The organism is Chryseobacterium indologenes (genome assembly GCF_002025665.1).
In the GTDB taxonomy this organism is placed as follows: domain Bacteria; phylum Bacteroidota; class Bacteroidia; order Flavobacteriales; family Weeksellaceae; genus Chryseobacterium; species Chryseobacterium metallicongregator.
On the sequence record NZ_CP018786.1, the window covers coordinates 459,206 to 485,307 of the forward strand.

The window sequence follows — 26,102 nt, forward strand, 5'->3', positions numbered from 1 at the left end:
TATTTATATTTCTAAAAACCAAAATATATTAGTTTTTGATTTAGTTCCACTTCCACTTCTATTTTCCTTCTTATAAATATTGATTTTGTTACAAAGTGCAGATGAACTACATTCTTCTGTTTTCATATATTCTTACCATTGTTCTTTATTACGTCTTTACATTCATGCTTTAATATCTTTTGCAATTCATAAAGAAGCCATCCATATTTTTTGATTATTCTAAAACAATACTAATCTAAAAAATATAATAGTAGCACTTAATATATCTCAGTTTATCATTATTAAGTTTAGAACAGAGAATCTAGCTTTTATACAGTAATACCATTTATTCAAGTCTATTAGCACTAATTGTGGATAAATATAATTATTATTTAAATAATTGAATAATAAATAGATATGATAATAGTTTTCCACATTTGGTGTTTTTAAGTTAAATAAAGTTGCGGGGTATGGTATAAGTTTCTATCTTTGCCCCACTGAAAAACGAAATACATTCAGTAGCGCAGAAGCGCCTTTAGAAAGGCAGAAACATAAACTACTTCATAAGATAAGGACGAAAAAAAACTTTAATTTTTTTTACAAAAAAAGTTGTCAGTTAAAAAATAGTTATTATCTTTGCAGTCCCAATTAGAGGGAGCGCAGGAGTAGATGGATTGAGGGTTTTGGAAGGATTAAGGTTACTTAAAAAACTTTAAAATTTTCTTCAAAAACATTTGGTCAATTAAAAATAAAGTTTTACTTTTGCACTCGCAAATACGGAGCAACACTGACAGAAAGATTGCTGCGTTAAAAAGCGAAAGATATAAAGATCATTGACATACAATATAACAACCAAGTAAGGAAAAACTAAAGCGTTAAAAACTTTGAGTGAGTCAGACAAACATACAATGGAGAGTTTGATCCTGGCTCAGGATGAACGCTAGCGGGAGGCCTAACACATGCAAGCCGAGCGGTAGAGATTCTTCGGAATCTTGAGAGCGGCGTACGGGTGCGGAACACGTGTGCAACCTGCCTTTATCAGGGGGATAGCCTTTCGAAAGGAAGATTAATACCCCATAATATATTGAATGGCATCATTTAATATTGAAAACTCCGGTGGATAGAGATGGGCACGCGCAAGATTAGATAGTTGGTGAGGTAACGGCTCACCAAGTCTACGATCTTTAGGGGGCCTGAGAGGGTGATCCCCCACACTGGTACTGAGACACGGACCAGACTCCTACGGGAGGCAGCAGTGAGGAATATTGGACAATGGGTGAGAGCCTGATCCAGCCATCCCGCGTGAAGGACGACGGCCCTATGGGTTGTAAACTTCTTTTGTATAGGGATAAACCTAGATACGTGTATCTAGCTGAAGGTACTATACGAATAAGCACCGGCTAACTCCGTGCCAGCAGCCGCGGTAATACGGAGGGTGCAAGCGTTATCCGGATTTATTGGGTTTAAAGGGTCCGTAGGCGGATTTGTAAGTCAGTGGTGAAATCTCACAGCTTAACTGTGAAACTGCCATTGATACTGCAAGTCTTGAGTGTTGTTGAAGTAGCTGGAATAAGTAGTGTAGCGGTGAAATGCATAGATATTACTTAGAACACCAATTGCGAAGGCAGGTTACTAAGCAACAACTGACGCTGATGGACGAAAGCGTGGGGAGCGAACAGGATTAGATACCCTGGTAGTCCACGCCGTAAACGATGCTAACTCGTTTTTGGAGCGCAAGCTTCAGAGACTAAGCGAAAGTGATAAGTTAGCCACCTGGGGAGTACGAACGCAAGTTTGAAACTCAAAGGAATTGACGGGGGCCCGCACAAGCGGTGGATTATGTGGTTTAATTCGATGATACGCGAGGAACCTTACCAAGGCTTAAATGGGAAATGACAGGTTTAGAAATAGACTTTTCTTCGGACATTTTTCAAGGTGCTGCATGGTTGTCGTCAGCTCGTGCCGTGAGGTGTTAGGTTAAGTCCTGCAACGAGCGCAACCCCTGTCACTAGTTGCCATCATTAAGTTGGGGACTCTAGTGAGACTGCCTACGCAAGTAGAGAGGAAGGTGGGGATGACGTCAAATCATCACGGCCCTTACGCCTTGGGCCACACACGTAATACAATGGCCGGTACAGAGGGCAGCTACACTGCGAAGTGATGCAAATCTCGAAAGCCGGTCTCAGTTCGGATTGGAGTCTGCAACTCGACTCTATGAAGCTGGAATCGCTAGTAATCGCGCATCAGCCATGGCGCGGTGAATACGTTCCCGGGCCTTGTACACACCGCCCGTCAAGCCATGGAAGTCTGGGGTACCTGAAGTCGGTGACCGTAACAGGAGCTGCCTAGGGTAAAACAGGTAACTAGGGCTAAGTCGTAACAAGGTAGCCGTACCGGAAGGTGCGGCTGGAACATCTCATTTTAGAGCGTCTTAAGACGTTAAACAAAATCAGTATCGTAAGATACATTATACTTACTTAAAGTATAGCTTTAGTTTTTTGTTTGGTTGATATATAAAAATACAAAACCCACTAGAAATTAGTATAGGGAAGAGATTGAGAAATGAAGAAGAGGAAAAGTATTACTTATTACTCATCACCCATTACTCATAAAAAGTCTCGTAGCTCAGCTGGTTAGAGCGCTACACTGATAATGTAGAGGTCGGCAGTTCGAGCCTGCCCGAGACTACTAATTAAAGCGGATAGCAAATAGCTTATAGCTAGAGGCATTAAGCCAAAAGCAACAAGCCAAAAGCTAGCAGCAACTAGAGGGGGAATTAGCTCAGCTGGCTAGAGCGCCTGCCTTGCACGCAGGAGGTCAAGGGTTCGACTCCCTTATTCTCCACAGTTTTGGACGACTGATTTAAAAGTTACGAATGGAGCCAAAAACAACATTTGTTCATCAGTTTGAAAGAAAGAAATTAAGATCATTGACATTAACGGTAAAGACATCACAAAGAGAAAACCGAGCGCATAAAGCGCTTGAGTAACCAATAGGAAAGAAATCGTTAAGGGCGTATGGCGGATGCCTAGGCTTTCAGAGGCGACGAAGGACGTGGTAAGCTGCGAAAAGCTGCGGGGATTGGCACACACGAATTGATCCGCAGATATCCGAATGGGGCAACCCGGCATGTTGAAGACATGTCACCTCGTAAGAGGAGCAAACCCGGAGAACTGAAACATCTAAGTACCCGGAGGAAAAGAAATCGAAGAGATTCCGTAAGTAGTGGCGAGCGAAAGCGGATTAGCCCAAAAGTCTTTTTATGTTTAATAGAATGTTCTGGAAAGAACAGCCGTAGAGGGTGATAGCCCCGTATATGAAAGGCATATTAAGATGATAAATGAGTAGGGCGGGACACGTGAAATCCTGTCTGAATATGGGGGGACCATCCTCCAAGGCTAAATACTCCTGAAAGACCGATAGTGAACAAGTACTGTGAAGGAAAGGTGAAAAGCACTTCGAATAGAAGGGTGAAATAGAACCTGAAACCGTACGCCTACAAGCGGTCGGAGCAGCATACAGCTGTGACGGCGTGCCTTTTGCATAATGAGCCTACGAGTTAATTTTACTAGCGAGGTTAAGGTATTAAGTACCGGAGCCGGAGCGAAAGCGAGTCTGAATAGGGCGCATAGTTAGTAGGATTAGACGCGAAACCTTGTGATCTACCCATGGGCAGGTTGAAGCTCTGGTAACACAGAGTGGAGGACCGAACCGGTTGACGTTGAAAAGTCTTCGGATGACCTGTGGGTAGGGGTGAAAGGCCAATCAAACTGGGAGATAGCTCGTACTCTCCGAAATGCATTTAGGTGCAGCGTCGTATATAAGTTTATTAGAGGTAGAGCTACTGATTGGATGCGGGGGTTTCATCGCCTACCAATTCCTGACAAACTCCGAATGCTAATAAATGTTCTACGGCAGTGAGGGCATGGGTGCTAAGGTCCATGTCCGAGAGGGAAAGAACCCAGACCAACAGCTAAGGTCCCAAAATATATGTTAAGTTGAAACAACGCGGTTGGACTGCATTGACAGCTAGGATGTTGGCTTGGAAGCAGCCATTCATTTAAAGAGTGCGTAACAGCTCACTAGTCGAGCGGTCCGGCATGGATAATAATCGGGCATAAACATATTACCGAAGCTATGGATTTGTATTTTAGATACATCTGGTAGGAGAGCATTCTATTTGCGCCGAAGCAGTACTGTGAGGTATTGTGGAGCGGATAGAAAAGAAAATGTAGGCATAAGTAACGATAAAGCAGGCGAGAAACCTGCTCACCGAAAGACCAAGGCTTCCTCAGCCATGCTAATCAGCTGAGGGTTAGTCGGGACCTAACGCGAACCCGAAAGGGGTAGTGGATGGACAATGGGTTAATATTCCCATACTTGCTCACGAATAAAGGGGACGGTTGGATGTAGCTGCTGGAGACTGACGGAATAGTCAAGGCCTAGCCTTCGGGCGAAGCTGCTGTAGTGTAATCTGATCCAAGAAAAGCCGAAGTGAAGCAACCCGTACCAAAACCGACACAGGTGGTCGAGGAGAGAATCCTAAGGTGCTCGAGTGAGTCGTGGCTAAGGAACTAGGCAAAATAGTCTCGTAACTTCGGAAGAAGAGACGCCAACAGCAATGTTGGCCGCAGTGAAGAGGCCCAGGCGACTGTTTATCAAAAACACAGGACTCTGCTAAATCGAAAGATGCTGTATAGGGTCTGACACCTGCCCGGTGCTGGAAGGTTAAGGAAGGTGCTTAGAGTTAAATCGAAGGCATTAACTGAAGCCCCAGTAAACGGCGGCCGTAACTATAACGGTCCTAAGGTAGCGAAATTCCTTGTCGGGTAAGTTCCGACCTGCACGAATGGTGTAACGATCTGGGCACTGTCTCAGCCACGAGCTCGGTGAAATTGTAGTATCGGTGAAGATGCCGATTACCCGCAATGGGACGAAAAGACCCTGTGAACCTTTACTATAACTTCGTATTGACTTTGAGTAAGTAATGTGTAGGATAGGTGGGAGGCTTTGAAGCAGGCACGCTAGTGTTTGTGGAGCCAACGTTGAAATACCACCCTTTACTTACTTGGAGCCTAACTTCTTTTAGAAGGACATTGCGTGGTGGGTAGTTTGACTGGGGTGGTCGCCTCCAAAAGAGTAACGGAGGCTTTCAAAGGTACCCTCAGCACGCTTGGTAACCGTGCGTAGAGTGTAATGGCATAAGGGTGCTTGACTGTGAGACCTACAAGTCGATCAGGTGCGAAAGCAGGACATAGTGATCCGGTGGTTCCGTATGGAAGGGCCATCGCTCATAGGATAAAAGGTACTCCGGGGATAACAGGCTAGTCTCCCCCAAGAGCTCACATCGACGGGGAGGTTCGGCACCTCGATGTCGGCTCGTCACATCCTGGGGCTGGAGAAGGTCCCAAGGGTTGGGCTGTTCGCCCATTAAAGTGGCACGCGAGCTGGGTTCAGAACGTCGTGAGACAGTTCGGTCTCTATCTATTGCGGGCGTTAGATGTTTGAGAGGGCTTGATTCTAGTACGAGAGGACCGAATTGAACAAACCTCTGGTGTATCAGTTGTACCGCCAGGTGCACCGCTGAGTAGCTACGTTTGGAAGAGATAAGCACTGAAAGCATATAAGTGCGAAACTCGCCTCAAGATGAGACATCTTTTAAGGGTCGTTGTAGATGACGACGTTGATAGGCTATAGGTGTAAAGACAGTAATGTCATAGCCAAGTAGTACTAATTACCCGTAGATTTATAGTCTATGGTTACTAATAAACCAAGTGCTTTATGCGCAGTGAAGGTTTTGTCTTTGTGAAAGTTTTTATCGCTTAAAAACGCAATAAGCTTCAGGCTTCAGTCCTAATGCTTAAAGCTATATACAACCTTTAGGGTGGTTTTAGCGGTGGGGCTCACCTGTTCCCATTCCGAACACAGAAGTTAAGCCCACCAGCGCCGATGGTACTGCTAACGCGGGAGAGTAGGCCGCCGCCAGTTTTTATTTTATTTTTAAAAAACCTTTATCTTTACGATAAAGGTTTTTTTGTTGTATACCTACACCAACAGACACATAAGTAATCAGCAATGAGCAATGAGTAATAGATAATAAGTCACTATGACTAATCTCCGTTGTCTTTATGCCTCCAGCTTCAAGCTTCCTGCTTCCCGTCTTTACCTTCAATACTATCTTTAATGTAATCCAGTCTGCCACTCCGTAGGAGTCTAAACAATCCATTTGAAATTCTGTAGTTTATCCTTTGAATTCTTTAGACTCTAATAAATGTGCTAGATTCCTACGGAATGACATAATCGGAACTATTAAACCTCACGATATAAAACTGATCATTCTTAAATCGAATCCCCCAACTTATAATTCATAATTGACTTTCTCCTAGCCCCGATAGTAATGGTTACCCCGCAGCTTGGATTGGCGAGTGGGTGGGTCTGAGCGTGGGAGCGTGCAGGCGCGAGGAGTATAAATGGATAGCGGGATACAGCTCCTCTTATTACCCATTACTCATTACCCATCCATTTATCTATATTACTCTGAAATCATTAGTTAACTTTTATTCAAATAGCGGGGATTTTTTATTTTTTAATTCGAAAATTGTGTAACTTAGTAATATCAAATGAATACGAATCTAAAGATATATACTATGAAAAAACATTTATTCCCTTTATTTTTACTGCTATTAGGTGTGAATGCACAAGCTCAACAGGATTTCTTTGCGATTACAGGAAAAGAGAGTCAGAGTATTACTTTCAATGATTTCCGTGCAATTGATGGGATTAACGGTACTTCAGGAGAGAAGTATTTTACAGCAGATTCTGCAGCCAAAGTATTTTCCCAAACAAGAAAAGGTGTTGTAGCAGAAGATAAAAATTCTTACAATCATTCTCAAGCCGTAACATTAGCTGCTCTTGCCTATGATTCTTCGAATAATAATCTGGTATACATGCCTATGTTTTCTTCGAATATTTATATTTTGAATCCAAAGACAAAAGAAATTACCTTAGTGGAAAATAATGTGGCAAGAGTATCATCATGTGATATTAATTCTCATATTACAAGAATGGCAACCGGATATAACGGAAATATTTATGCTGTAAATAATGCAGGGACACAGTTTTTAGAAATCAGAAAAGAAGCCGGACAATACAATGTAAATGATCTAGGAATCATTAAAGACGATCCTTCAAATGGCAGAAATTCATTTACTGCAATGGAAACCGGTTTTGGAGGTGATATGATTGCTGATGCAGATAATAACTTCTATGTTTTTGCCGCTTCAGGAAATGTTTTCAAAGTTGTGACTAAAGATCTGAAAGCTAAATTTATCGGTAAAATTGCAGGTATTCCTGATAACTATTCAGTCAATGGTTCTGCTGTAAACGCTCAAGGAAAAGTTGTTGTAGCTAGTGCAAAAGGAGGTGCTTTATACGAGGTTGATCTGACAACTTTACAGGCTAAACAACTTCCGGGAGAACAAGGACTTCATATTTATGATTTAGCAAGTAAATATTTTGCTAATGATAAATCTTCAACAGTAAATACTCTGGCTGCTAATCTTGATATTTATCCGACAAGAGTTGATGAACACTATATCAACGTTCATGTTAATAACAATGTAAAAGGTTCCATTAAACTGAACATTTTTGATATGGCAGGCAAAAGTGTGATGACTCAGAACTTATCTGTGAAAGAGGGTTCATTAGATGAAAAGGTATATCTTAAAGGATTGGTAACAGGAGCTTATATTGTAAATATTGCTGACGAATCTGGAAAGATTATATTCAATAAAAAGATTTTAGTAACAAGATAATAGAGTGCTATAAATCAGCATATAAAGACCTTTTCAAATTATTTTGAGAGGGTTTTTTAATGATTATTTGATATCCAATAAGTTTTATTTTTCGATATTAAAATGTACTTTTATAAAAAAATATAGATGAAACTATACTTTAATGTAGGATATATTGTAAATGCTGGAGAAAACCTGCAGCTGGTATTTGGTGAAGAGGAGAATACCTTACATATCCATACTATGTTTTATGCGGAGAATGGCTTATGGAAATGTGAAGTAGACTACTTTTCAAAATTCATTTCCTATCATTATCGGGTAGTGAACGAAAAAGGAAATGTATTAAGGGAAGAATTCGTGGGACATCATTTGAGTTTTCCACATAATTATAAGGAATTTATCATTTTTGATGAATGGAATAACAAAAACTTTCCTGAGAATTATTTAAACAATAAAATCCTTTACAATAAACTGCATGATTTTGTTCCCGATAAAGTAACCGTTTTAAAAAAACATACCCATCTCTTTAGAATAGAAGCTCCTATTTATAATCCGGATTGGAGGATTGTTCTTTTCGGGAGTACAGCATCTTTAGGAAACTGGAGCTACGAAAAAGTGGTTCATTTGAATCAAACAGATTTTGGAATGTGGGAAGTTTCCGTTGAAATTCCGGAGAATGAATTTATCCAATTTAAATATTGTATTTACGATACTAAAGAAAATAGGGTTATAGACGTAGAAACCGGAGAAAACAGATTCACGGTAGCTAACCAATTATCTGATGTTTTGCAGGTTGTTTCCAATCATTATTTCAGGTTTAAAGGATATCAGATGTATCATGATGCCGGTGTAGCAATTCCCGTATTCTCTTTGAGAAGCGAAGACGGATTTGGAGTGGGAGAATTTACAGATATTAAAAAACTGGCAGATTGGACCAAGGAAACTAATCTTGGAATTATTCAGATTCTTCCGATCAATGATACAACGGCTAACTATTCCTGGACAGATTCTTATCCTTATGCAGCTGTATCAGTATATGCTTTGCATCCACAGTATATCTCTTTAGAAAGCCTTGATTATTCTTTACCGAAAGAATTAGTTAAAGAATATCTGTCTGAAAAAGAGAAGTTAAACTCTTTGGATCTGATTGATTATGAAAAGGTGATAGAGGGCAAGTGGAAATATCTTACCGCTGTTTTCAACAAGGAAAAGGATAAAATTTATAAAGACAGAAATTTCAAGAAATTCATCAAGGATAATGAATATTGGCTTGTTCCTTATTCTGCGTTCTGTGTTTTGAGAGACAAATATAAAACACCTAATTTCAATGATTGGAAGACTCATAAAAAGTATATTGCAGGAAAGATCTTACAGTTTTTTACAACGAAAAATAAAGATTACGATACCTCAATGCTTCATGCCTGGGTACAATATCAATTGCATGTACAGCTGAAAGATGCTGTTGATTATGCCCATAACCTGGGAGTTTCGTTGAAGGGAGATCTTCCCATTGGTATTTACAGATATTCTGTAGAAGCCTGGACAGAACCGGAATTATTCGGTATGGATTTCCAGGCTGGTGCACCTCCTGACCAGTTTACGGAACTGGGCCAAAACTGGGAGTTCCCAACATACAATTGGGAAGCGATGAAAGCAGACGATTACAAATGGTGGAAAAACAGATTCAAAGCACTTGAACAGTATTTTGATGCCATGAGAATTGACCATATTTTAGGGTTCTTCAGAATATGGAGAATGCCAATTTCTGCTGTACAGGGAATTTTAGGGTACTTTTATCCGGCTGTTCCTATTGTAGCGGATGAATTTAAAGCCTGGCAGATTCCGTTCAATTTTGACAGGTACTGTAAACCTTTTATCAACAATAAGATCTTATGGGATTATTTTGGGGAAGAAAGCGGAAAAGCTCTTGAGTTTATGAACCGTAATGAAAATGGTACTTATACTTTCAAAGAAGAATTTGATACTCAAAGAAAACTCGTTAACTTCTTTAGGAAAAAGCCACATGGTTCTATTGAAGAAAAATTAGTTTCCTTGTGCGCCAATGTTTTGTTTTTAACGGAGGAAAGAAATGGAAAAACAGTTTATCACCCGAGATTCAATGTTTACAATACGGAATCTTATCAATACCTTCCTGAATCAGAGCAGAAAAGTATTTATGATCTGTACCATGATTATTTCTTCAGAAGACAGGATCACTTATGGTTTGAAAAGGCTATGGAGAAACTTCCGGTTATCCTGAATGCTACTAAAATGCTGATCTGCGGTGAAGACCTGGGAATGGTTCCTGCCTGCGTACCCATTGTGATGGATGAATTGGCTATTATAGCCCTTAAAGTACAAAGAATGCCTTCTGAAAATATTCCATTCTATAATCCTAAGAATGCCAATTATATGAATGTGGTGACAGCTTCTTCTCACGACAGTTCAACATTGAGACAATGGTGGAAAGAAGATCCTGTATTGACACAGAAATATTACAACCAACAGCTGATACAGTACGGAAAAGCTCCTGAAGATCTCAATCCTCATCTTGCAGAAATCATTATGAAGCAGCATTTATATAATGAGGCTATGCTGGCTATTTTCCCGATTCAGGAGTTTCTGGCCACAGATGCAGAGCTTACCAATAAGAAAATGGATAACGAAAGAATCAACAATCCTGCAGTTTTTCCACATTATTGGCGCTACAGAATGCATATAAAACTTGAAGACCTTAAAGAGCAGAAGTCTTTCAACAATAAAATTGCTCACTGGGTAAAAGATAGTGGAAGGGTGTAAATTTAACAATTGATTATCAGTTTGTTATGAATAATTTAAAAGAAGTTTGATCTTATGATTTAACTTCTTTTTTTTATTTGTATCAAAAAGATAGAATTAAGATATTCTGCTATATATTAACCAATTAACGACTATAGAGATGAAAAAAATATTTTTGGGATTAGCTTTTGGGTTAGGCGTTTTAACGTCAGCGCAGCAGTATCCGAATAATGGTTGGGATGATGATGGTTATTATCAGAATGATGGAGGTTATTACAGTGATCAAGATGATAGGAATTATTTCCCTGACGATTATTATTACAATTATCCTCAGGACTATTATCCAAGTAATTATTACCAAAGCTATTATAACGACTACAGAGGAAGTATTATTAATATAGACTGGAACGGATTTTTCGTACAGAACAGATTAAACAGATGGCAGGTAGATCAGATTATGAGATTAAATAATCTGTATGCAAGTTTTACAGCATGGAATAATTTTTACAGATATAATCCGGACAGATGGTATTATGACAGGTTTTATGCTTTAGAAAGAATCTTAGGACCAAGAGTATTTGTAGTTTTCCAGAATAACTATTACAGAGGATCCAGTCCGATAGTGTATTTTCAGAATTACAGAAGAACTTATTATGTACCGAGATATACTGTAATGCCAAGATATAGAAATATTAATATCAATATTTACAGGGTAGACCGATCAAGATTCCGCAGAATGGATAATCCTACTTTTGATATCATCAGAAGAGACAGCAGACCAGATAACGGTTTCAGAAACACACGAAATAATGGAAACTCAGGAGGTTTCCGTGGAAATAACGGAAATAATAATTCCGGTTTCAGAAATGATAGTAATGGTGGTTTCAGAAATAGCAATGAAGGCGGCTTTAGAGGGAATTCTGATAATGGAGGAAACAGAGGAAATTCCGATAACGGAGGCTTCAGAAATAATAATGGAGGCGGTTTCAGAGGAAACAGTGAAGTAAGAAGAGAAGCTCCTAAAAGAGAAGATAATGGCGGATTCAGAGGAAATAATGGAGGTTTCAGACAAAAATCTGAAAATTCTGCACCAAGACAAGAAAATCGTGGTAATAGCGGTGGCGGTTTTAGAGGCAGTTTAGTAAGGAATTAATTTTCATATATTATATTTAAGTGGTGTGAAGGGCAGGTTTTTATAATCTGTCCTTTTTTTATTGTTTTGTTATTTTATTTTTATTAAAATTTAACATTATTTATGAATTTATCAATTTAACTTGTATTTTAATTAATAATCAAAAAGATATAATAACAAAATAACAATTAATTAAATTTTAAAAAGATGAAAAAATTAGTTTTAGCAATAGCATTTATCGGAATGGGAGGTTTTGCAATGGCACAACAGACTACAACTCCACAAGACAGACAGGCCAGAGCGGTTGAAATGAAGCAGAAAATGGAACAGAAACAGCAGGAACGTTTAGACCAAATGCAAAAAGACCTTAATCTTAACCCATCTCAGGTAGCTCAGATAAAGGCACTTCAGGATAGAAGAAAAGCTGAAATGAAGGCGGAGTTCGACAAAAATAAGGTAGACAGACAAGCTAAAATGCAGGAAATGCAGGCCAAAAGAGCACAAATGGATACTGATATGAAAAAAATCCTTACTCCTGATCAATATGATAAATGGCAGGCTGACAGAAAAGCTAAAGCAGAAAAAATGAAAATGGCAATGAAAGAAAGAAGAATGATGAAAAAGCCAATGAATACGGGAACTGCTGAAGTAAAATAACAGTTTGTAATTTTAGTTTTTTAATGTGTTAAGGATGGATCGTTTTCCATCCTTTTTGTATTAATTTTCTTTAAAACTTTTGATTTCGGGCTTTTATTCCCTATTTTTGACTATAAATTTAATACTTATGGTTAGCGAAAAAATTGCAAAATTAATTAACGAACAAATTGCCCACGAACAATACGCCGCTCAATATTATCTTTCAATGTCTGCATGGTTTTCTGGAAAAGATCTGGATGGAATTGCCAACTATTTCAGAGTACAGAGCAAAGAAGAATTGATGCATGCAGATAAAATGTTTGATTATTTGAATGATGTAGGAGGTGAAATTATCATCGGAGAAATTCCAAAACCACCCCATGAGTTCGAAAATGCAACAGATATTTTTGAAAAAGCATTAGCACATGAGAAAATCGTAACTAAAAGTATTTTCAATATTGTAAAAAATGCAAACGAAGAGGGAGATTTTGCAACAACATCATTTCTACAATGGTTTATCAACGAACAGGTAGAAGAAGAAGCAAGTGCTTCTCAATACGTAACAAAAATCAAAATGGTATGCGATAATCCATCTGCATTATACCTTTTTGATCAGGAATTGTCTCAGAGAGTATTTACTCCCGATACAACCGCTTAAGATTGAAAATTCTTTAAAATATAAAACCGTTATCTTCAAGGATAGCGGTTTTTTTATGGTAGGATAACAAAATAGTTATGGCTTGTACTTTTGCCTTTGCATTCTCACCGCAGAAATAAAAATTACGGCTCCCAATACAAAGCTTAGAAACAATGAGTTTACAATATTTTCAGTAGGCAAATAGTAATGACCATCTTCAACAGGCGGATCTAAACAATCAATAATATTGTAAGTGACCACTGTAGAAAACAACATCATGATCAGACTTATTAAAAAGGAAGTTAAATATATTCTCATGGTTAGTTAGTTGTAATCAAAATATAATCAAAGACTATATTTTATTCGTACTGAATAAAAATAATAAAACCTTTTATATTTTGAAGGGTTTTTTACAAGAATTATGATATTAACCTTTTGGGGATGTTTAAATTATAGGCTTTTATAGATAAATAATCTGGGTCTTGAGAACTTTTTTACCCAGACGCTCAAGAATATTTTTATATCCTTCTACCTGTGCTTCATCCTTTGCTTTTTGTTCACCGGTTTTGAAATCAACAATGATATAGCCTTCTTCATCCTTTAGAATACGGTCTGGCCTGAATATATGGCTTTCTCCTCTTTCAGAAATCATGATATCTTTTTCATTGATTACTTCCCATTTTTCATCAAAGAATTCTGCATAGGTTCTGACAATTTCCTGTAGCGTAAGCTGTATCTCATTTTTTTCCTCCAGTGTAATCTGCCCTTCCAACGCATATCCGTCCAATACTTTCACTATATCTTTTTCGGTATTGATTTTCGACAAAAGTTCATGTACAAAAAGTCCGATTCTTACCTTTTCATTTCGTACCTGATAGTTTTTTGAAGGTGTTGCAATCTTGATAGAAGTACTTTTTTCATTAACGTTCTTCAGATTCTCAATATTCTGGGTTTTGAAGGAGGAACTCTTCTCTTTTGAGTATTTCCTCAGCATCTCAGAATTTACGGCATACACGTCAAACTCATCAGCCTGTTCTGTATTTTTTGTTTGAAGGAATTCCAAAAGCTCCAGATTATTAGAAGTCTTATTGGCCTTTTGAAGATAAAAAAACAATTGTTCAACAGGTCTTGTTGTCGCAACATATTGAAGACATAATCTGTCAATCAGGTTTTTATAAGAGTTTTTAGTATTGAAAAACAGAATTTCATCATCATAAGCTTCCAGATTTTTGCTGAACTGATTGATATTCACTGATTTTAATGCTTCACTTTCATTCGTATCAAACCAGTTGGTAAATTCACTGTCACGGTTTTTATTCATCATAGGAATAAAAACAATGGGAAATTCCAGACCTTTAGACTTGTGAATGGTCATGATTTGGATGGCATCAATGTTTTCTGAAGCCTGTATAGTGTATGACGAAGCTTCTTCATCCCAATATTTCAAAAACTCTTTGGTACTGGCTCCTGCATTCTGCGTGAAGTTGAAAAGCATTTCCAGAAAGTTCAGTAAAAAGTCTGTTTCTTTGTTTTCAACAGAAAATTCGTTGATATAATATTCAATGAAATTATAAAGATTGAATCTCGGGAAGTTGTCCTGTTTAAGCTGTAGTGAATATTTTTGCTTAATAAACTGCAGAATTTCTTCATGTCCTTCAATATCCAGAATTTCTTTCATTCCTAAAGTGAAATCCGGCATATCAATTTTTCCCAATGTATTCAGATGATACATCATCATGATCAGACAATGTTTATTCTTAGAATTGAGTTCCCAGCGAAGAAATTCAATAACCGCTTTTAAGGTATTGGAAAGTTCCAGCGTAAGCCCTTTATCTGAAATCGTTTTAATATTCGTTTCTTCTCCTTTATACTTAACCTTTAAGCTTCCCAGCTTTTGAGAATAACTGAAAATATCAAAATTTCCACGGCAAAGAATCGTAATGTCAGAAAACTTGAAACCATTATCCAGACATTCCTGGATATCCTTCTGCATTCTTTCTGAAGTATCAGTGTAAAATTCTTCATTCGTAAGATTTTCAATCAGATTTACCTTTACACGTCCATCCATTTTAGACTTTGGATTTTGCTCTGCATCTGCTCCGAAAATATTTTTATGCTCTTCCAGTAGCCCTTCCGAATGAAAACGGTACAACTCATTGTTGAATTGTACAATGTTTCTGGCACTTCTCCAGTTATCTTTTAATACCAGAAGATCTGCTTCCTTAGGTGAAAACTCCTTTTTGTTGATAATGTCCAGCATCAATTTACTTTCTCCACCACGGAATCTGTAAATACTCTGCTTGGGATCACCTACCAATGTAAATGAAGTGTATTCCGTAGAAACACTGTGATCTCTCAGCGGTACAAAATTCTGCCACTGCAGTTCTGACGTATCCTGAAACTCATCAAAGAAATAATGCTGAAACTGTGAACCTACTTTTTCATAAATAAAAGCCGAAGGTTCATTTTTAAGATTTTCATTGATCAGAATATTGAATTTAGAAAGAAGAACAAGATCATTTTCTTCCTCAATCTTTTGGAGCTCATCCTGAATATCTTTATTTACCTTTAAAGGAAGAAGAGCAGATAAAACTTTCTCTTTCTTTTGGGTCTCGATGTACAGAAGAATAAGTTTCATTCTGTTGTCGAGAAGCTGATCAAGGATTTCGAAAATTTCAGCTTCTTTATGTTTCGATTTTGAAGATGCTCCTTTTCTATAATTGTTGATAACAGATTCTTCCTGAGTTGTAGGAAAAGGAAAACCAGCTCTTTTCTGTTGATAAAAATCTATAACCTTAGTAAAGAAGCCTCCGATTCCGTTTTTACCCTGAGCAAAATCTTCAATATCAATATTTCTTGATTTGAATAATTCAATAGAACCGGCAGCCAGTTCTGCAGACTGTTTTTTATTGAGAACAATCTCTTTACGAAGTGTATTCTTTATATTCTCATAATTGGCATCGTCAAAACTTTTATTGCTTTTCAGATGTTCGTAGTGAATATCCTTTACAAATTCCTTCGCAGAATCATAAAGATTTTTATTAAGATTAATCCTTTCGTTATTTTCAAGACTATAATCTACATAATCCATGAAAGAATTGGAGATGTTTTCATTCTCACCAATCTGATCCAGCATTTTATCAACAGCTTCTATCAGAAACGGCTCAGCTTCAATTTCAAGATTAAAATTTTTCGCCAGTCCCAATTCATAAGAAAAACTTCTTACCAATCTTGAGTTAAAACGGTCAATCGTTCCGATATTCAGTGTGGAATAATTGTGGAGAACGTAATCCAGTAGTTTTTTAGAACGGTGATGAAGCTCATCAATGGTAATTTTCAAACCTCGTTCTTCAAATGCTTTCTGGATATTTTTAAGATCTGTATTTTCAGTATATTCTTTAGCTGAGAAATTTCCCAGCCAGGATAAAATTCTTTCCTTCATCTCATTCGCTGCCTTATTGGTGAAAGTCAGTGCGAGAATATTCCTGATCGACTGCTGTTGATTAGGATAGCGGAGACAGATCATCAGAAGTCTTTGTACCAGGGCATATGTTTTCCCAGATCCGGCAGAAGCATTGATGACTGTGTAAGAATTTTGCATTGTTGAAAGAGAATTGAGACTGCAAGTTAGCTAAAATTTAAAAGAAATTTTAACAATTTAATTAGCTGATTTAACAGTTTAGAAGGTAAAAATTAAAAAGAAATATTAAAACGCGTTAACTGTGGTTAAACTTATGGGATAAATTAAAAATAATTTTAGCTTTGCTTTATAAAAAATAGCCCGTGAAACTTAAACTATTCTTTTTCTTATCCTTTATTCTTTTTATCCAAACCCATGCCCAAAGCTATATATTTGGTAAGATCATTTCTGAAAATGGTGCTGAAATGCAGGATGTGAATGTCGTAAATATCAGAACTGACGAAATAGTGGTTTCAAACCGGGATGGCCATTTTATGATTTCCGGAAGACAGGGAGATGAACTACGGTTTATAAAAGCGGGTTATGAGCGTCTCACAAAAAGAGTTTCTCAGGAAAATACCCAGTCTCCTATGAATATAAGTATGGTTCGCCAAACTATTCAGATTCCTGAAGTGGAAGTAAAACAAGGGCTTACCGGAAACCTTAAAATTGATTCAAAACTTTACAATAAACCGAAGAAGGTTGAAAAACTGATCAAAGAAATGGATCAGTACATTGCTCAGAAATCAGATCCGAGAATATTGGCAGCAAGACCCGGGGAATTTGTACAGCCGAAAGGAGAGGGTTTTTTTATAGGAAAAGTTAAAAATAAATGGGATGATGTAGATTTAATGAAGTACATCAGAGCAAGCCTTGGTGATGATTATTTTACCAATCTTAAAATAGAGAAACCTCTGATAGACCATTTTATTTATTACGTTTTTGCTGGCGGCTTTGAAAGGAAAAAGATTCTGAAGTATGGATTTTGCAGTGATGCGGATCTGAACAGGTTTCAACGTTTTGTCCTGACAAGAATTTCATCTTATCGTGCTCCACAAACTCAAAGATAATATGGGAATAATATATATCAAAAGAGTTTTATTATTTGTGCTTTTTTGTATCGCTTCGGAATTTTGGGGACAACAAAAAATATCAGGGAAGGTAATAACAGGAGATGAACTGGATTTAGCACCTGTACTCGTTGTTAATATCTCCGGAAATAGAAGTGTACTAAGTGATATGTCCGGGCGATTTGAAATCGAAGCCAAAGAAAATGACGAGATCAGATTTGTAAAAGAAGGATATTATCGTGTTGATAAAAAAATGACCAAAGAAGAGATCAATGCTCCGTTCAATATTATTCTGAAGAAAATAGAAATTCAAATTCCTGAGGTTAAAATTAAGTATAAACCTACCGGAAATCTGGCAAAAGATAATCAGCACTATAATGAATCCAGAAAACTTCAGGCTTTAAAATCAGATATGGAGGATTATATGAGAAGTCCACTGAATCAGCCCTTACCCAATAATGCCATATCAAAAACGTTTACAGGACATGATTTTAATGTAGGCCAGGTAAATCTGTTTGGCGTATTTAATGCTGTATCAGGTTTGGTAAAGAAGGCAACACAACCTAAAATTACCAAAGCGAATTACAATGAAACTCAGGATTTTCTGAAGAGAGTAAGGAATGAAGTGAACCTGAATTTCCTGAAAAAGTACGGAATGGATGAGGAACAGATTGATGCATTTCTTTTGTATGCTGATAAAACGCGTTCATTAGCGAAAAGATATCGAAAAGATTTTAGTGTCAGTGTTGTTGAATATGAACTTAAAATTGCCTTTGGGGAATATAATAAAACCCATAAATTAGAAGGAGCTCAAGAATAATATATAAATTAAAAGTTGGCTTATACTACTGAAAATATTGAAATATTAAAACAAAGAAAAATCTTTCTTTTCCTGCTGCTTCTTTGCAGTACTTTTGTTTTTTCCCAACAGAAAGTAACAGGACGAATAGTGGATGACAATGGCGAAAATCTGAGTAAAGTGATAGTAATTAACATGTCTACTGATAAGAAAGTATATTCTGATTCTGAAGGTATATTTTCTATTGAAGCCAATCCTAACGATGAATTGAGATTTGTAAAAGAAGAGTTCAACAGAGTCTCCAGAAGAGTTCTTATCAATGGTAATAATTTACCTCTGTTTATTACACTTCGCCAGATTCCGAGAGATGTTGGTGAAGTAAAAATTGTAAAAAAACTCACCGGAGATCTGGAAACAGATTCCCGGATAGTAGCCAAAGTAGATAAAGGAGAGCAGGTAAGAGATGCCGTTGGTCTTCCGCAGCCGGTAGGCAAAATGAGAGAAAAGCCGGCAGAAGTGAAAAGTGTTCTTCTACCCATACTTTTAGGAAACCTCAATGTTCAGGGAGTATATGATCTGATCAGCGGGAAGGCCAGAAGGCAGAAAAGGCAATACAGATATGATGATCTTCAGGAACATATCGCATGGGTTCGGGACAGAATAGATGATGAATATTTTATCAAAGCCGGAATTCCTGGTGACAGAATTTCAGAATTTATTCAGTTTTCATTTCTGGCAAAACCTCAGGTCCGAACTTATGTAAAAGCAAGAAATCTTTCCGGTGTTATGCTGAGGCTGGAAGAAACAGCTCCTCTTTTTATAGAGAGAATGCAGCAAAATCAAAAGTAATTTGAATGTTAATAAATTCTTAAAATATTGGAACAGAAATTGATACAGTATGATGTAACAATCCAAATTCACAAATTTTATGAATAAAAACATTTTTGCAGTAGCTATTGCAGCATTAGGTTTTGTCATTGGCCTCGGGTTTTTAGGAAATGCTATTAAAAACAGAAATAAATCTGAAAATACCATTTCTGTAACTGGGTTAGGAACCAAGCAGTTTACATCAGATCTGATCACCTGGTCCGGAAGTTTTTCCAAAAATAATGTAGACCTCAAATCTGCCTATGATGAACTGGCAATGGATAGAAAAGTAATCAATGACTATCTGCTTTCAAAAGGAATACAACAGAAGGAGATCGTATTTTCTTCGGTAGACATTCAGAAACAGTTCAGAAGTTATAATGATTCAAACGGAAACTATGTTCAGGGAGAATTCTCAGGATATAATCTTACACAAAAGGTTTCTATTGAAAGTAAAGAAGTGGGAAAAATAGAAAACCTATCCAGAAATATTACTGAAATTATCAACCGAGGAATTGAATTCACTTCTTCTTCACCAGCTTATTTCTATACCAAACTAGCTACAGTAAAACAGGAAATGATTGCCGGTGCTACAAAAGATGCAAAAGAACGAGCTGAAAAAATTGCGGAAAACTCGGGAAGCAGTCTGGGAAATCTGAAAAAAGCAACCATGGGTGTGATTCAGATTACGGCACCCAATTCCAATGAAGATTATTCTTATGGTGGAACTTTCAATACTTCATCCAAAGAAAAAGAAGCCAGTATTACCATCAAACTGGAGTATGAAGTAAATTAACAGAAAAGTTATCTAATGAACTTTATTAAACCACAAAAGTCACAAAAGGATTCATTTTAAAACACTTTTGTCCAGAAAAAAACTTGAGTATTTAAAACTTTTGTGGTAAAAAAATAGAAAAGAAAAACGCCGGAATAGCTTTCCTGCGTTTTATATTTTAAGCATAAATAACCTTATGAATTTCTTTTTTAGCTTCCTCTACATTTTCAGGGGTGTAGTTAGCAAGCAGCCATAAGTTCAAGGATTTTTTTCCTTCACCATAGCTAGGCTGTACATGAGTGGTATCAATCAAGCTGAAATTATTTCTCTGATAAAAAGAATAACGTCTTGAAGCATCTTCACTCAATTCTGCCGGCTCAATTTCCAGGATAATATTCGGATAATTTTCAGATAAATGATTCATAATATGAGAACCCAGCTTTTTACTTCTGAATGCTTCAAATACTTCAAAATGCTCTACGAAAACAAAAGAACTCAGCTTCCACAGGATGAGGTAGCCTATAGCTTCCGATTCGTGGATGACAGACATGAATTCTACATAAGGATTTGAAAATAAACTTTCAAACTGATCTTTATCTCTTTGTTCGTCTACAGGAAAAGTCGTAGTGTAAGAAGTATAGATTTCCTGAACTCTATGATCTTCTGCAGAAGTAATCGGTAAAAATTCCATAATTTATAAATCAAAGACACTAGGTCTTCTGGTGATGAAAATATCTTTAATCCAAAGGGTGAATGCCAGTCCTAAGTAGATCAGAAAGAAAAAACCAGCCGTTGCAAAAGTAGAATAAATGAAGAAAATTCTCAATTTAGAAACTGGAATTCCCAACTTGGCACCTGTTCTTGTCAGTACACCAAACCACTCTCTTTCCATTTTATGACGGATATTACTAAGCATTTCCGGATTGTTATTTTAAAGTTAAATCTAATACTCAAAGTTAAGAATTTTTTTTGACAAAGCTTTTTGAATGATATAGCCTCTTCAGATCAGGTTATTCTTTTAAAAGTTTAAATCCGATAGCACAGGATAAACAGTTTTTCGGCTCACAGCAGGTTTTATGATGATAAATAAGACTTTGACTTTCCAGCGCATTGGTGACCTTTACTCCAAGTGTTTTCCAGCTTGTAATAATGGTGTTTTTCTCTCCGGAAACAGTTTTGTAAAGCTCAATAATGTGGTCTGCAATATCTTCCTGATGATATCTGTGATAGGCATACTGTAAAGGGATTACCGTGTTTACAATGAGTAGATCTATAAAATCTTTGCTCAATGTTTTAGGCTGTACTTTAGAAATACTCCCGAAATTAAAATGAAAATCCCAGTACTCAGAGGCTTTTATAGATTTAAAAATGGAGTAGAGTTGTTCTGCGCTTCTCGCTTCCATAATTTTTGAGAACAAATTCTGATGTTGGTAAAGGGCTGCTAATTGAGATAAACGAATGGTAGGAAAATTGGGAGGTCTTAATCTTAAAAACTTAGGATGGAGTTTTAAATCAGGAATGGAAAATTTGACTTTAATGAAATCGAATTCTCTTTTCCATATTTTCATCTGCCCGTCTTGTGGTTTCTCAAGCCATCCTGAAATTCCAAATAACAAAGCTTCAAGCTGAAGAGGATTCTGACGGATTTTATTGATAATACTGTAATCTATACTTTCTGCAATCTGCCGGAAAATTGAAGCATTTACTTTTAAACCGAATGAGTAAGCAAAACTGTGAAATAAAACAGCCTCAAAATTATTTTTGTATAGAGCTAAACTCTGTTCAAGCTCTGAAGCTTTTTCATCCAGTTTTTTCAGGATACTTTCTTCATGAAAATTGACAGGTACTTTTTTCGGATCAAAAATCTTTTCGCAGGCAATAAATTGGTCTCCATTAATGAGCTTTTCATACTTCCAGACAATATTTTTATCAATATAATTGTGCAGTTCCAATGTTGGAACCTGCTTTTCTGTAAGTTCACGAATTTCTATGTCGTGTTGAAATACCACATGAAGAATGATATTCTGATAATTGGGATCTTGGGAATGATTATGGAAAATCCAGTCTGAAGAGCGTACATGCAGTTCTATATTTCCTGCGAGAAGTAAGCCGTTGATTTTGATTTTGGCATCAAGAAAATCGGGTCCTGCGTTTTTATTCCATTTTCCGAAATGGATGATCTCAACGGAATTTCCTTCAATATCCTTGAAGTTAAAATATTTGAAAACCTTATAGTTCCAAAGATATTGAAGTAGTTTTTCCGTCATAAGTGTGGCGTAAATATAACAGAAATATTATACTTTCGTCAGCTCCTTATTAAAATTTTCTATGGTTGTTCTATACATATACAAAAATGAAGATTATATATAACGGAATTGAATTTTATAGTTGTTTTTTTTCTTCTTATGATAAAGAACTATTTTGATGTATTCAATCAAATATTCCAATAAAAAAATGCCGAGTGTTTATATGAATTCTTATAAAAATATAAGTATTTACTAATTAGGTATTTATAATCTGTTAATTTGCAAGGTAATAAGATGAGAAAATAATGTGTTTTTTGCTCTATGGTTATTTTTTTCAAAAAATGGATTTTAAAAATATTTATATATTAACACTCTTAATTTTAATGAATTAAGTGAAAGCTATTTTCTAATACAGATTGATCTTTGCCCTAATAATTCTTAAAAAGGATTTTTATGATAAATAGGATAGGGTTAATTGCAAAAGTCATTATAGCTTACTTTAATAAAATAAAAAAATGGAAATGAAATAGGGTATTTCCCATTCCCCCAAAAGAATAAAAAACACACAATCTCAAAAACACATTATAATGAAAAAAAATAAATTCTTAATGCTACTGGCATTAGCATTCTTTCTGTTTGGATGTAGAACAGAACTTTCTGATGATCTTGACTCCCATATTTCCCAATCTGATTACAGAAAAACAGTCAAGCTTAAAGAAGCTTTAGCTTTCAAAAACTACCTTACAGAAGCTAAAAGTAATTCCTCACAGGTTTACAATAAAAATGCAGATTTCTTGTCTGCCTTATCTGATGAAAGTATAGTAACCGTTATAGTACAGAATAATGTCACCTCTTACAGTACTGTAATCAAACACTTAGACCGATCCTCAGATGTTTTAGTGTATAGTATTGATAATGAAAATAAAAGTATAGGATTTACTGCAAAATATACTCCCGAAGACAGGACTAAAAACTATCAGATTGATAATTTTACAGGAACAGTAGAATTTACATCAATGGATGGAAGGTCAATGGGAATTAAAGAACTTTCTAACGGGGTGCCACTTCCTGATAAGGTGCCAGCATCAAAGAATTTTATGAATAAAGCGGGTTGCTCTTTTAGCATCAGACTTATTGAGGTAGAATGTAATGGTGAACATCACAGTCCGAGCCAAATAGCCCAATGTACAGCAAGTCAGAAACCTTATTATATTGTAGAAATTACAGAAGTATGTTCAGGAGGAGGGCAGCCTCCTAAAGGATTTCCCAATATGGGAACATATGACGGTGGAGGTAGTAGCACAGGAGGTGGTACTACCAATGAAATGACAATTCAGGACAGTTTTAATTATATGTTAGGTGAAGCAGGATTTCCTGAACTTACAGCAGATGAATACACATATATTCAGAATAACCAATATATTGGAGGACAGCTGCTTTCTTATTTTTATAATAATCTGAGCCCCAATAATATACAATTTTTACATTGGGTCATTAGCTATTTTAAGAACAATCCACTATCTGGCTCACCATCAGTAGTATGGCGCCAATTTCAAGATTGGTTTTTAACAGACATTCCAAATGATTTTTTACAACAAGTTGTTTTGGAAAACCCTACAACTATTCTCAATTATGAATCTTTACAATCCCCTTCTTTCAAAATGAGAAAAATTGATCAGTTAAAATATCCTAAGTTTACTACTATTATTAAAAATTTAAAAACAGAAATACAAAACAATCCAACTACTTTAAATAGACTTGTACAATTGACTGGATTAACAGAACAACAAGTATTAGAAAGTTTAACATTTGGACAGGGTCCTACAATAAAACTTATACCTAATTTAATGGGACCTTCAGGACCAAATTATGGAAATTTCGATCATACTAATCCAACAAATATAAATATAAATCTTAATTTTGTTTTGGGTCTAGAACAAGCATCATTAAGTACAACAAGACATGCAACAGCATTTTTATTAGCAGTAACGGTCTTGCATGAATTCGTCCATTTTGGCAATTATATTTCTGGCTATGATCCGAATGGCAATGAAATGGGCAATTTATTTGAAATATCAATTTACGGTATTATTGTTACCCACCTTAATGCTGGTAATTATATTATCCAATTAAAATAAGCACATATATGAAAATTACAATCATTTTTTTATTATTAAGTTTATTGACAGGATGTCAAAAAGAAAAAACGGATAGAGCTACACTTTTAAATAATACTATTGAAACCTTTAGAAATGAACTCCCTAAAAAAATAGTATTTTATAGAGATAAAAATAACTTAGATAGTAAAAATACCCCAAAGTATGCTTTTTCAGAAGCACAGGAATTATTACATAAGAAAGACGAAACATTTTATAGTTTAAATATACTGGAACAAAAAAACTATATAAGCATAAATATCCTTAGCTATAAATCAGGGAGGAATTTGTCTTGTAAATATGATAAAAAGGGAAAACTTATCTCAAAAAGTATTGTTGAAACAAAGTTGGAACCATCTAAACCCTATTATATTTACTATGAAATTATGAAAAGAAAATATCCGGATTATATGAACTGGAAATTATTTCCAATCCCTCTGGATAGTTTAAAATAATAGAATAGAAAGGTTTCTGATACATTTAAAATATTTAGATCATACCTTAAAAGATAATCCCTCGTGAAGCTATTCGCGAGGGATTAATATTTATAATTTTTGCTATTGCTATATAACTTTTATTCTTGATTTCATATCATTCGAATATAACAGAAATATTATACTTTCGTCAGCTCCTTATTAAAATTTTCTATGGTTGTTCTATACATTTTCTCATAGATAGGAAGAATGTTTTTCAAATCGAATTTTATTGCCTGATCTTTCGCATTTTGCTTCATTTTGGCTAAAAGTTCATCATTGCTCAACAGCTTGATCGTATAGTTGCTCATAGCCTCTACATTTCCGATTTCAGCAAGATATCCTGTTTCTCCCTGAATATTTACCTCAGGAATTCCTCCTGCATTGGAACTGATAACCGGCGTATAAGCTGCCATAGCTTCCAAAGCTGCAAGACCAAAACTTTCCTGTTCAGAAGGCAGAAGAAATACATCCGAAAGCTGCAAGATTTTATAAAGATCATTTACCTTTCCTAAAAGACGGATTTTGGAAATAAGTTCCGGATTTTCTTCCAGAAACTGATTTACTTTTTCCATATCAGGACCTTCACCAATGATGATCAGCTTAGATTTAACTTTTCTTTCCACATTCTTAAAAATCTGTAGCACTTCATCTACACGTTTTACAGGACGAAGGTTGGATACGTGGATCAGAATCTTTTCATCTGGATTGGCAAACTGGGTTCTCTGGCACTCAGAGCAGTCGTCAAATTCAGAATTATCAATAAAATTGGTAATCACCTGAATTTCTTTTTTGATATTGAAAAACTGAAGGGTATCTTTTTTCAGACTTTCAGAAACTGAAGTAATAGCATCAGACTGATTGATCGAAAATTCTACTGCATGCTTATAGCTTGGGTGCTGGCCTACAAGGGTAATATCTGTACCATGCAATGTAGTGACCAACGGAATGTCATTATTGTCTTCTTTAAGCATTTGTTTTGCCGTAAAAGCAGCATATGCATAAGGAATGGCATAATGTGCGTGTAGAAGATCCAGCTTATAAAGATTAACAACCCTGTAGATCATCGAGCTTAATGCAATATCATAAGGCTGATACTGGAAAAGCGGATAAGTCTGAACATTTACCCTGTGAAAGAAAATATTCGGGTTGGTGATATCTAATCTTGCAGGAAGTGCAGAACTGATGAAATGTACTTCATATCCTTTATTAGCAAGAGACATTCCTAATTCTGTTGCTACAATTCCGCTTCCTCCATAGGTGGGATAGCAAAGTATGCCTATTTTCATTAGATTATTGTT

General features: G+C 36.2%; 18 protein-coding genes, 2 tRNA genes and 3 rRNA genes. 16 read left to right on the forward strand and 7 right to left on the reverse strand.

Annotated elements, in window-relative coordinates; genetic code table 11:
- The first annotated feature begins 884 nt into the window (after positions 1-884).
- From BUE84_RS02070 to rrf, 5 genes are all read left to right on the forward strand, one after another.
- Positions 885-2,401 (forward strand): 16S ribosomal RNA (locus BUE84_RS02070).
- Positions 2,402-2,593: 192 nt separating this feature from the next.
- A tRNA-Ile gene (locus tag BUE84_RS02075) sits at positions 2,594-2,667 on the forward strand.
- An 82-nt stretch (positions 2,668-2,749) separates the two neighbouring features.
- Positions 2,750-2,823, forward strand: a tRNA-Ala gene (locus BUE84_RS02080).
- Between the two features lie 153 nt (positions 2,824-2,976).
- Positions 2,977-5,733, forward strand: a 23S ribosomal RNA gene (locus BUE84_RS02085).
- 126 nt (positions 5,734-5,859) lie between these two features.
- Positions 5,860-5,967: ribosomal RNA gene (gene rrf / locus BUE84_RS02090) — 5S ribosomal RNA — on the forward strand.
- Together the 16S, 23S and 5S rRNA genes with 2 tRNA genes alongside form the textbook arrangement of a ribosomal RNA operon.
- Before the next feature lies 1 nt (position 5,968).
- On the opposite strand, the gene BUE84_RS02095 is transcribed toward rrf, so the two are convergent.
- A complete protein-coding gene (locus BUE84_RS02095) occupies positions 5,969-6,205 on the reverse strand; it encodes a hypothetical protein (RefSeq protein WP_079240300.1) in 237 nt (78 codons plus the stop codon).
- 421 nt (positions 6,206-6,626) lie between these two features.
- Between BUE84_RS02095 and BUE84_RS02100 the strand changes: the two genes are divergently transcribed.
- From BUE84_RS02100 to BUE84_RS02120, 5 genes are all read left to right on the forward strand, one after another.
- The gene (locus BUE84_RS02100) at positions 6,627-7,793 is read left to right on the forward strand and encodes a T9SS type A sorting domain-containing protein (protein ID WP_079243834.1); all 1,167 of its coding nucleotides are present in this window, start codon (positions 6,627-6,629) and stop codon (positions 7,791-7,793) included.
- Positions 7,794-7,919: 126 nt separating this feature from the next.
- The gene (locus BUE84_RS02105; protein ID WP_079240301.1) at positions 7,920-10,571 is read left to right on the forward strand and encodes a 4-alpha-glucanotransferase; all 2,652 of its coding nucleotides are present in this window, start codon (positions 7,920-7,922) and stop codon (positions 10,569-10,571) included.
- Positions 10,572-10,710: 139 nt separating this feature from the next.
- Positions 10,711-11,703 carry a hypothetical protein gene (locus BUE84_RS02110; RefSeq protein ID WP_079240302.1) on the forward strand — a complete coding sequence of 331 codons (993 nt, stop codon included), beginning with the start codon at positions 10,711-10,713 and terminating at the stop codon, positions 11,701-11,703.
- 186 nt (positions 11,704-11,889) lie between these two features.
- Complete coding sequence (locus BUE84_RS02115; protein WP_079240303.1) at positions 11,890-12,339, forward strand: hypothetical protein; 450 nt, start codon at positions 11,890-11,892, stop codon at positions 12,337-12,339.
- Positions 12,340-12,466: 127 nt separating this feature from the next.
- A complete protein-coding gene (locus tag BUE84_RS02120) occupies positions 12,467-12,976 on the forward strand; it encodes a ferritin (RefSeq protein ID WP_002981834.1) in 510 nt (169 codons plus the stop codon).
- Between the two features lie 75 nt (positions 12,977-13,051).
- Here the strand turns inward: BUE84_RS02120 and BUE84_RS24185 are convergent, their stop codons facing one another.
- Positions 13,052-13,273 (reverse strand): hypothetical protein, encoded by a 222-nt coding sequence (locus BUE84_RS24185; protein WP_145953195.1) that lies wholly within the window; start codon positions 13,271-13,273, stop codon positions 13,052-13,054.
- Between the two features lie 142 nt (positions 13,274-13,415).
- Complete coding sequence (locus tag BUE84_RS02125) at positions 13,416-16,556, reverse strand: UvrD-helicase domain-containing protein (RefSeq protein ID WP_079240304.1); 3,141 nt, start codon at positions 16,554-16,556, stop codon at positions 13,416-13,418.
- 182 nt (positions 16,557-16,738) lie between these two features.
- Between BUE84_RS02125 and BUE84_RS02130 the strand changes: the two genes are divergently transcribed.
- The 4 genes from BUE84_RS02130 (at position 16,739) to BUE84_RS02145 (ending at position 19,947) form a co-directional block, all read left to right on the forward strand.
- Complete coding sequence (locus tag BUE84_RS02130) at positions 16,739-17,485, forward strand: hypothetical protein (RefSeq protein WP_034695688.1); 747 nt, start codon at positions 16,739-16,741, stop codon at positions 17,483-17,485.
- A gap of 1 nt (position 17,486) precedes the next feature.
- Positions 17,487-18,305 carry a hypothetical protein gene (locus BUE84_RS02135; protein ID WP_079240305.1) on the forward strand — a complete coding sequence of 273 codons (819 nt, stop codon included), beginning with the start codon at positions 17,487-17,489 and terminating at the stop codon, positions 18,303-18,305.
- Between the two features lie 15 nt (positions 18,306-18,320).
- A complete protein-coding gene (locus BUE84_RS02140; RefSeq protein WP_238594348.1) occupies positions 18,321-19,133 on the forward strand; it encodes a carboxypeptidase-like regulatory domain-containing protein in 813 nt (270 codons plus the stop codon).
- 79 nt (positions 19,134-19,212) lie between these two features.
- Positions 19,213-19,947 (forward strand): SIMPL domain-containing protein, encoded by a 735-nt coding sequence (locus BUE84_RS02145; RefSeq protein WP_079240306.1) that lies wholly within the window; start codon positions 19,213-19,215, stop codon positions 19,945-19,947.
- 157 nt (positions 19,948-20,104) lie between these two features.
- On the opposite strand, the gene BUE84_RS02150 is transcribed toward BUE84_RS02145, so the two are convergent.
- The 3 genes from BUE84_RS02150 to BUE84_RS02160 form a co-directional block, all read right to left on the reverse strand.
- The gene (locus BUE84_RS02150) at positions 20,105-20,617 is read right to left on the reverse strand and encodes a GNAT family N-acetyltransferase (RefSeq protein ID WP_079240307.1); all 513 of its coding nucleotides are present in this window, start codon (positions 20,615-20,617) and stop codon (positions 20,105-20,107) included.
- A 3-nt stretch (positions 20,618-20,620) separates the two neighbouring features.
- Positions 20,621-20,842 carry a PspC family transcriptional regulator gene (locus BUE84_RS02155; protein WP_034695702.1) on the reverse strand — a complete coding sequence of 74 codons (222 nt, stop codon included), beginning with the start codon at positions 20,840-20,842 and terminating at the stop codon, positions 20,621-20,623.
- Between the two features lie 94 nt (positions 20,843-20,936).
- Positions 20,937-22,193 (reverse strand): DUF2851 family protein, encoded by a 1,257-nt coding sequence (locus tag BUE84_RS02160; RefSeq protein ID WP_079240308.1) that lies wholly within the window; start codon positions 22,191-22,193, stop codon positions 20,937-20,939.
- Between the two features lie 566 nt (positions 22,194-22,759).
- Here BUE84_RS02160 and BUE84_RS02165 point away from each other — a divergent pair.
- Positions 22,760-24,310, forward strand: coding sequence for a hypothetical protein (locus tag BUE84_RS02165; RefSeq protein ID WP_079240309.1), 1,551 nt, complete (start codon positions 22,760-22,762; stop codon positions 24,308-24,310).
- A gap of 8 nt (positions 24,311-24,318) precedes the next feature.
- Positions 24,319-24,783, forward strand: coding sequence for a hypothetical protein (locus tag BUE84_RS02170; protein ID WP_079240310.1), 465 nt, complete (start codon positions 24,319-24,321; stop codon positions 24,781-24,783).
- Between the two features lie 158 nt (positions 24,784-24,941).
- Here the strand turns inward: BUE84_RS02170 and bshA are convergent, their stop codons facing one another.
- Positions 24,942-26,090, reverse strand: a complete 1,149-nt coding sequence (bshA, locus tag BUE84_RS02175) for an N-acetyl-alpha-D-glucosaminyl L-malate synthase BshA (RefSeq protein WP_079240311.1) — start codon at positions 26,088-26,090, stop codon at positions 24,942-24,944.
- Positions 26,091-26,102 lie beyond the last annotated feature (12 nt).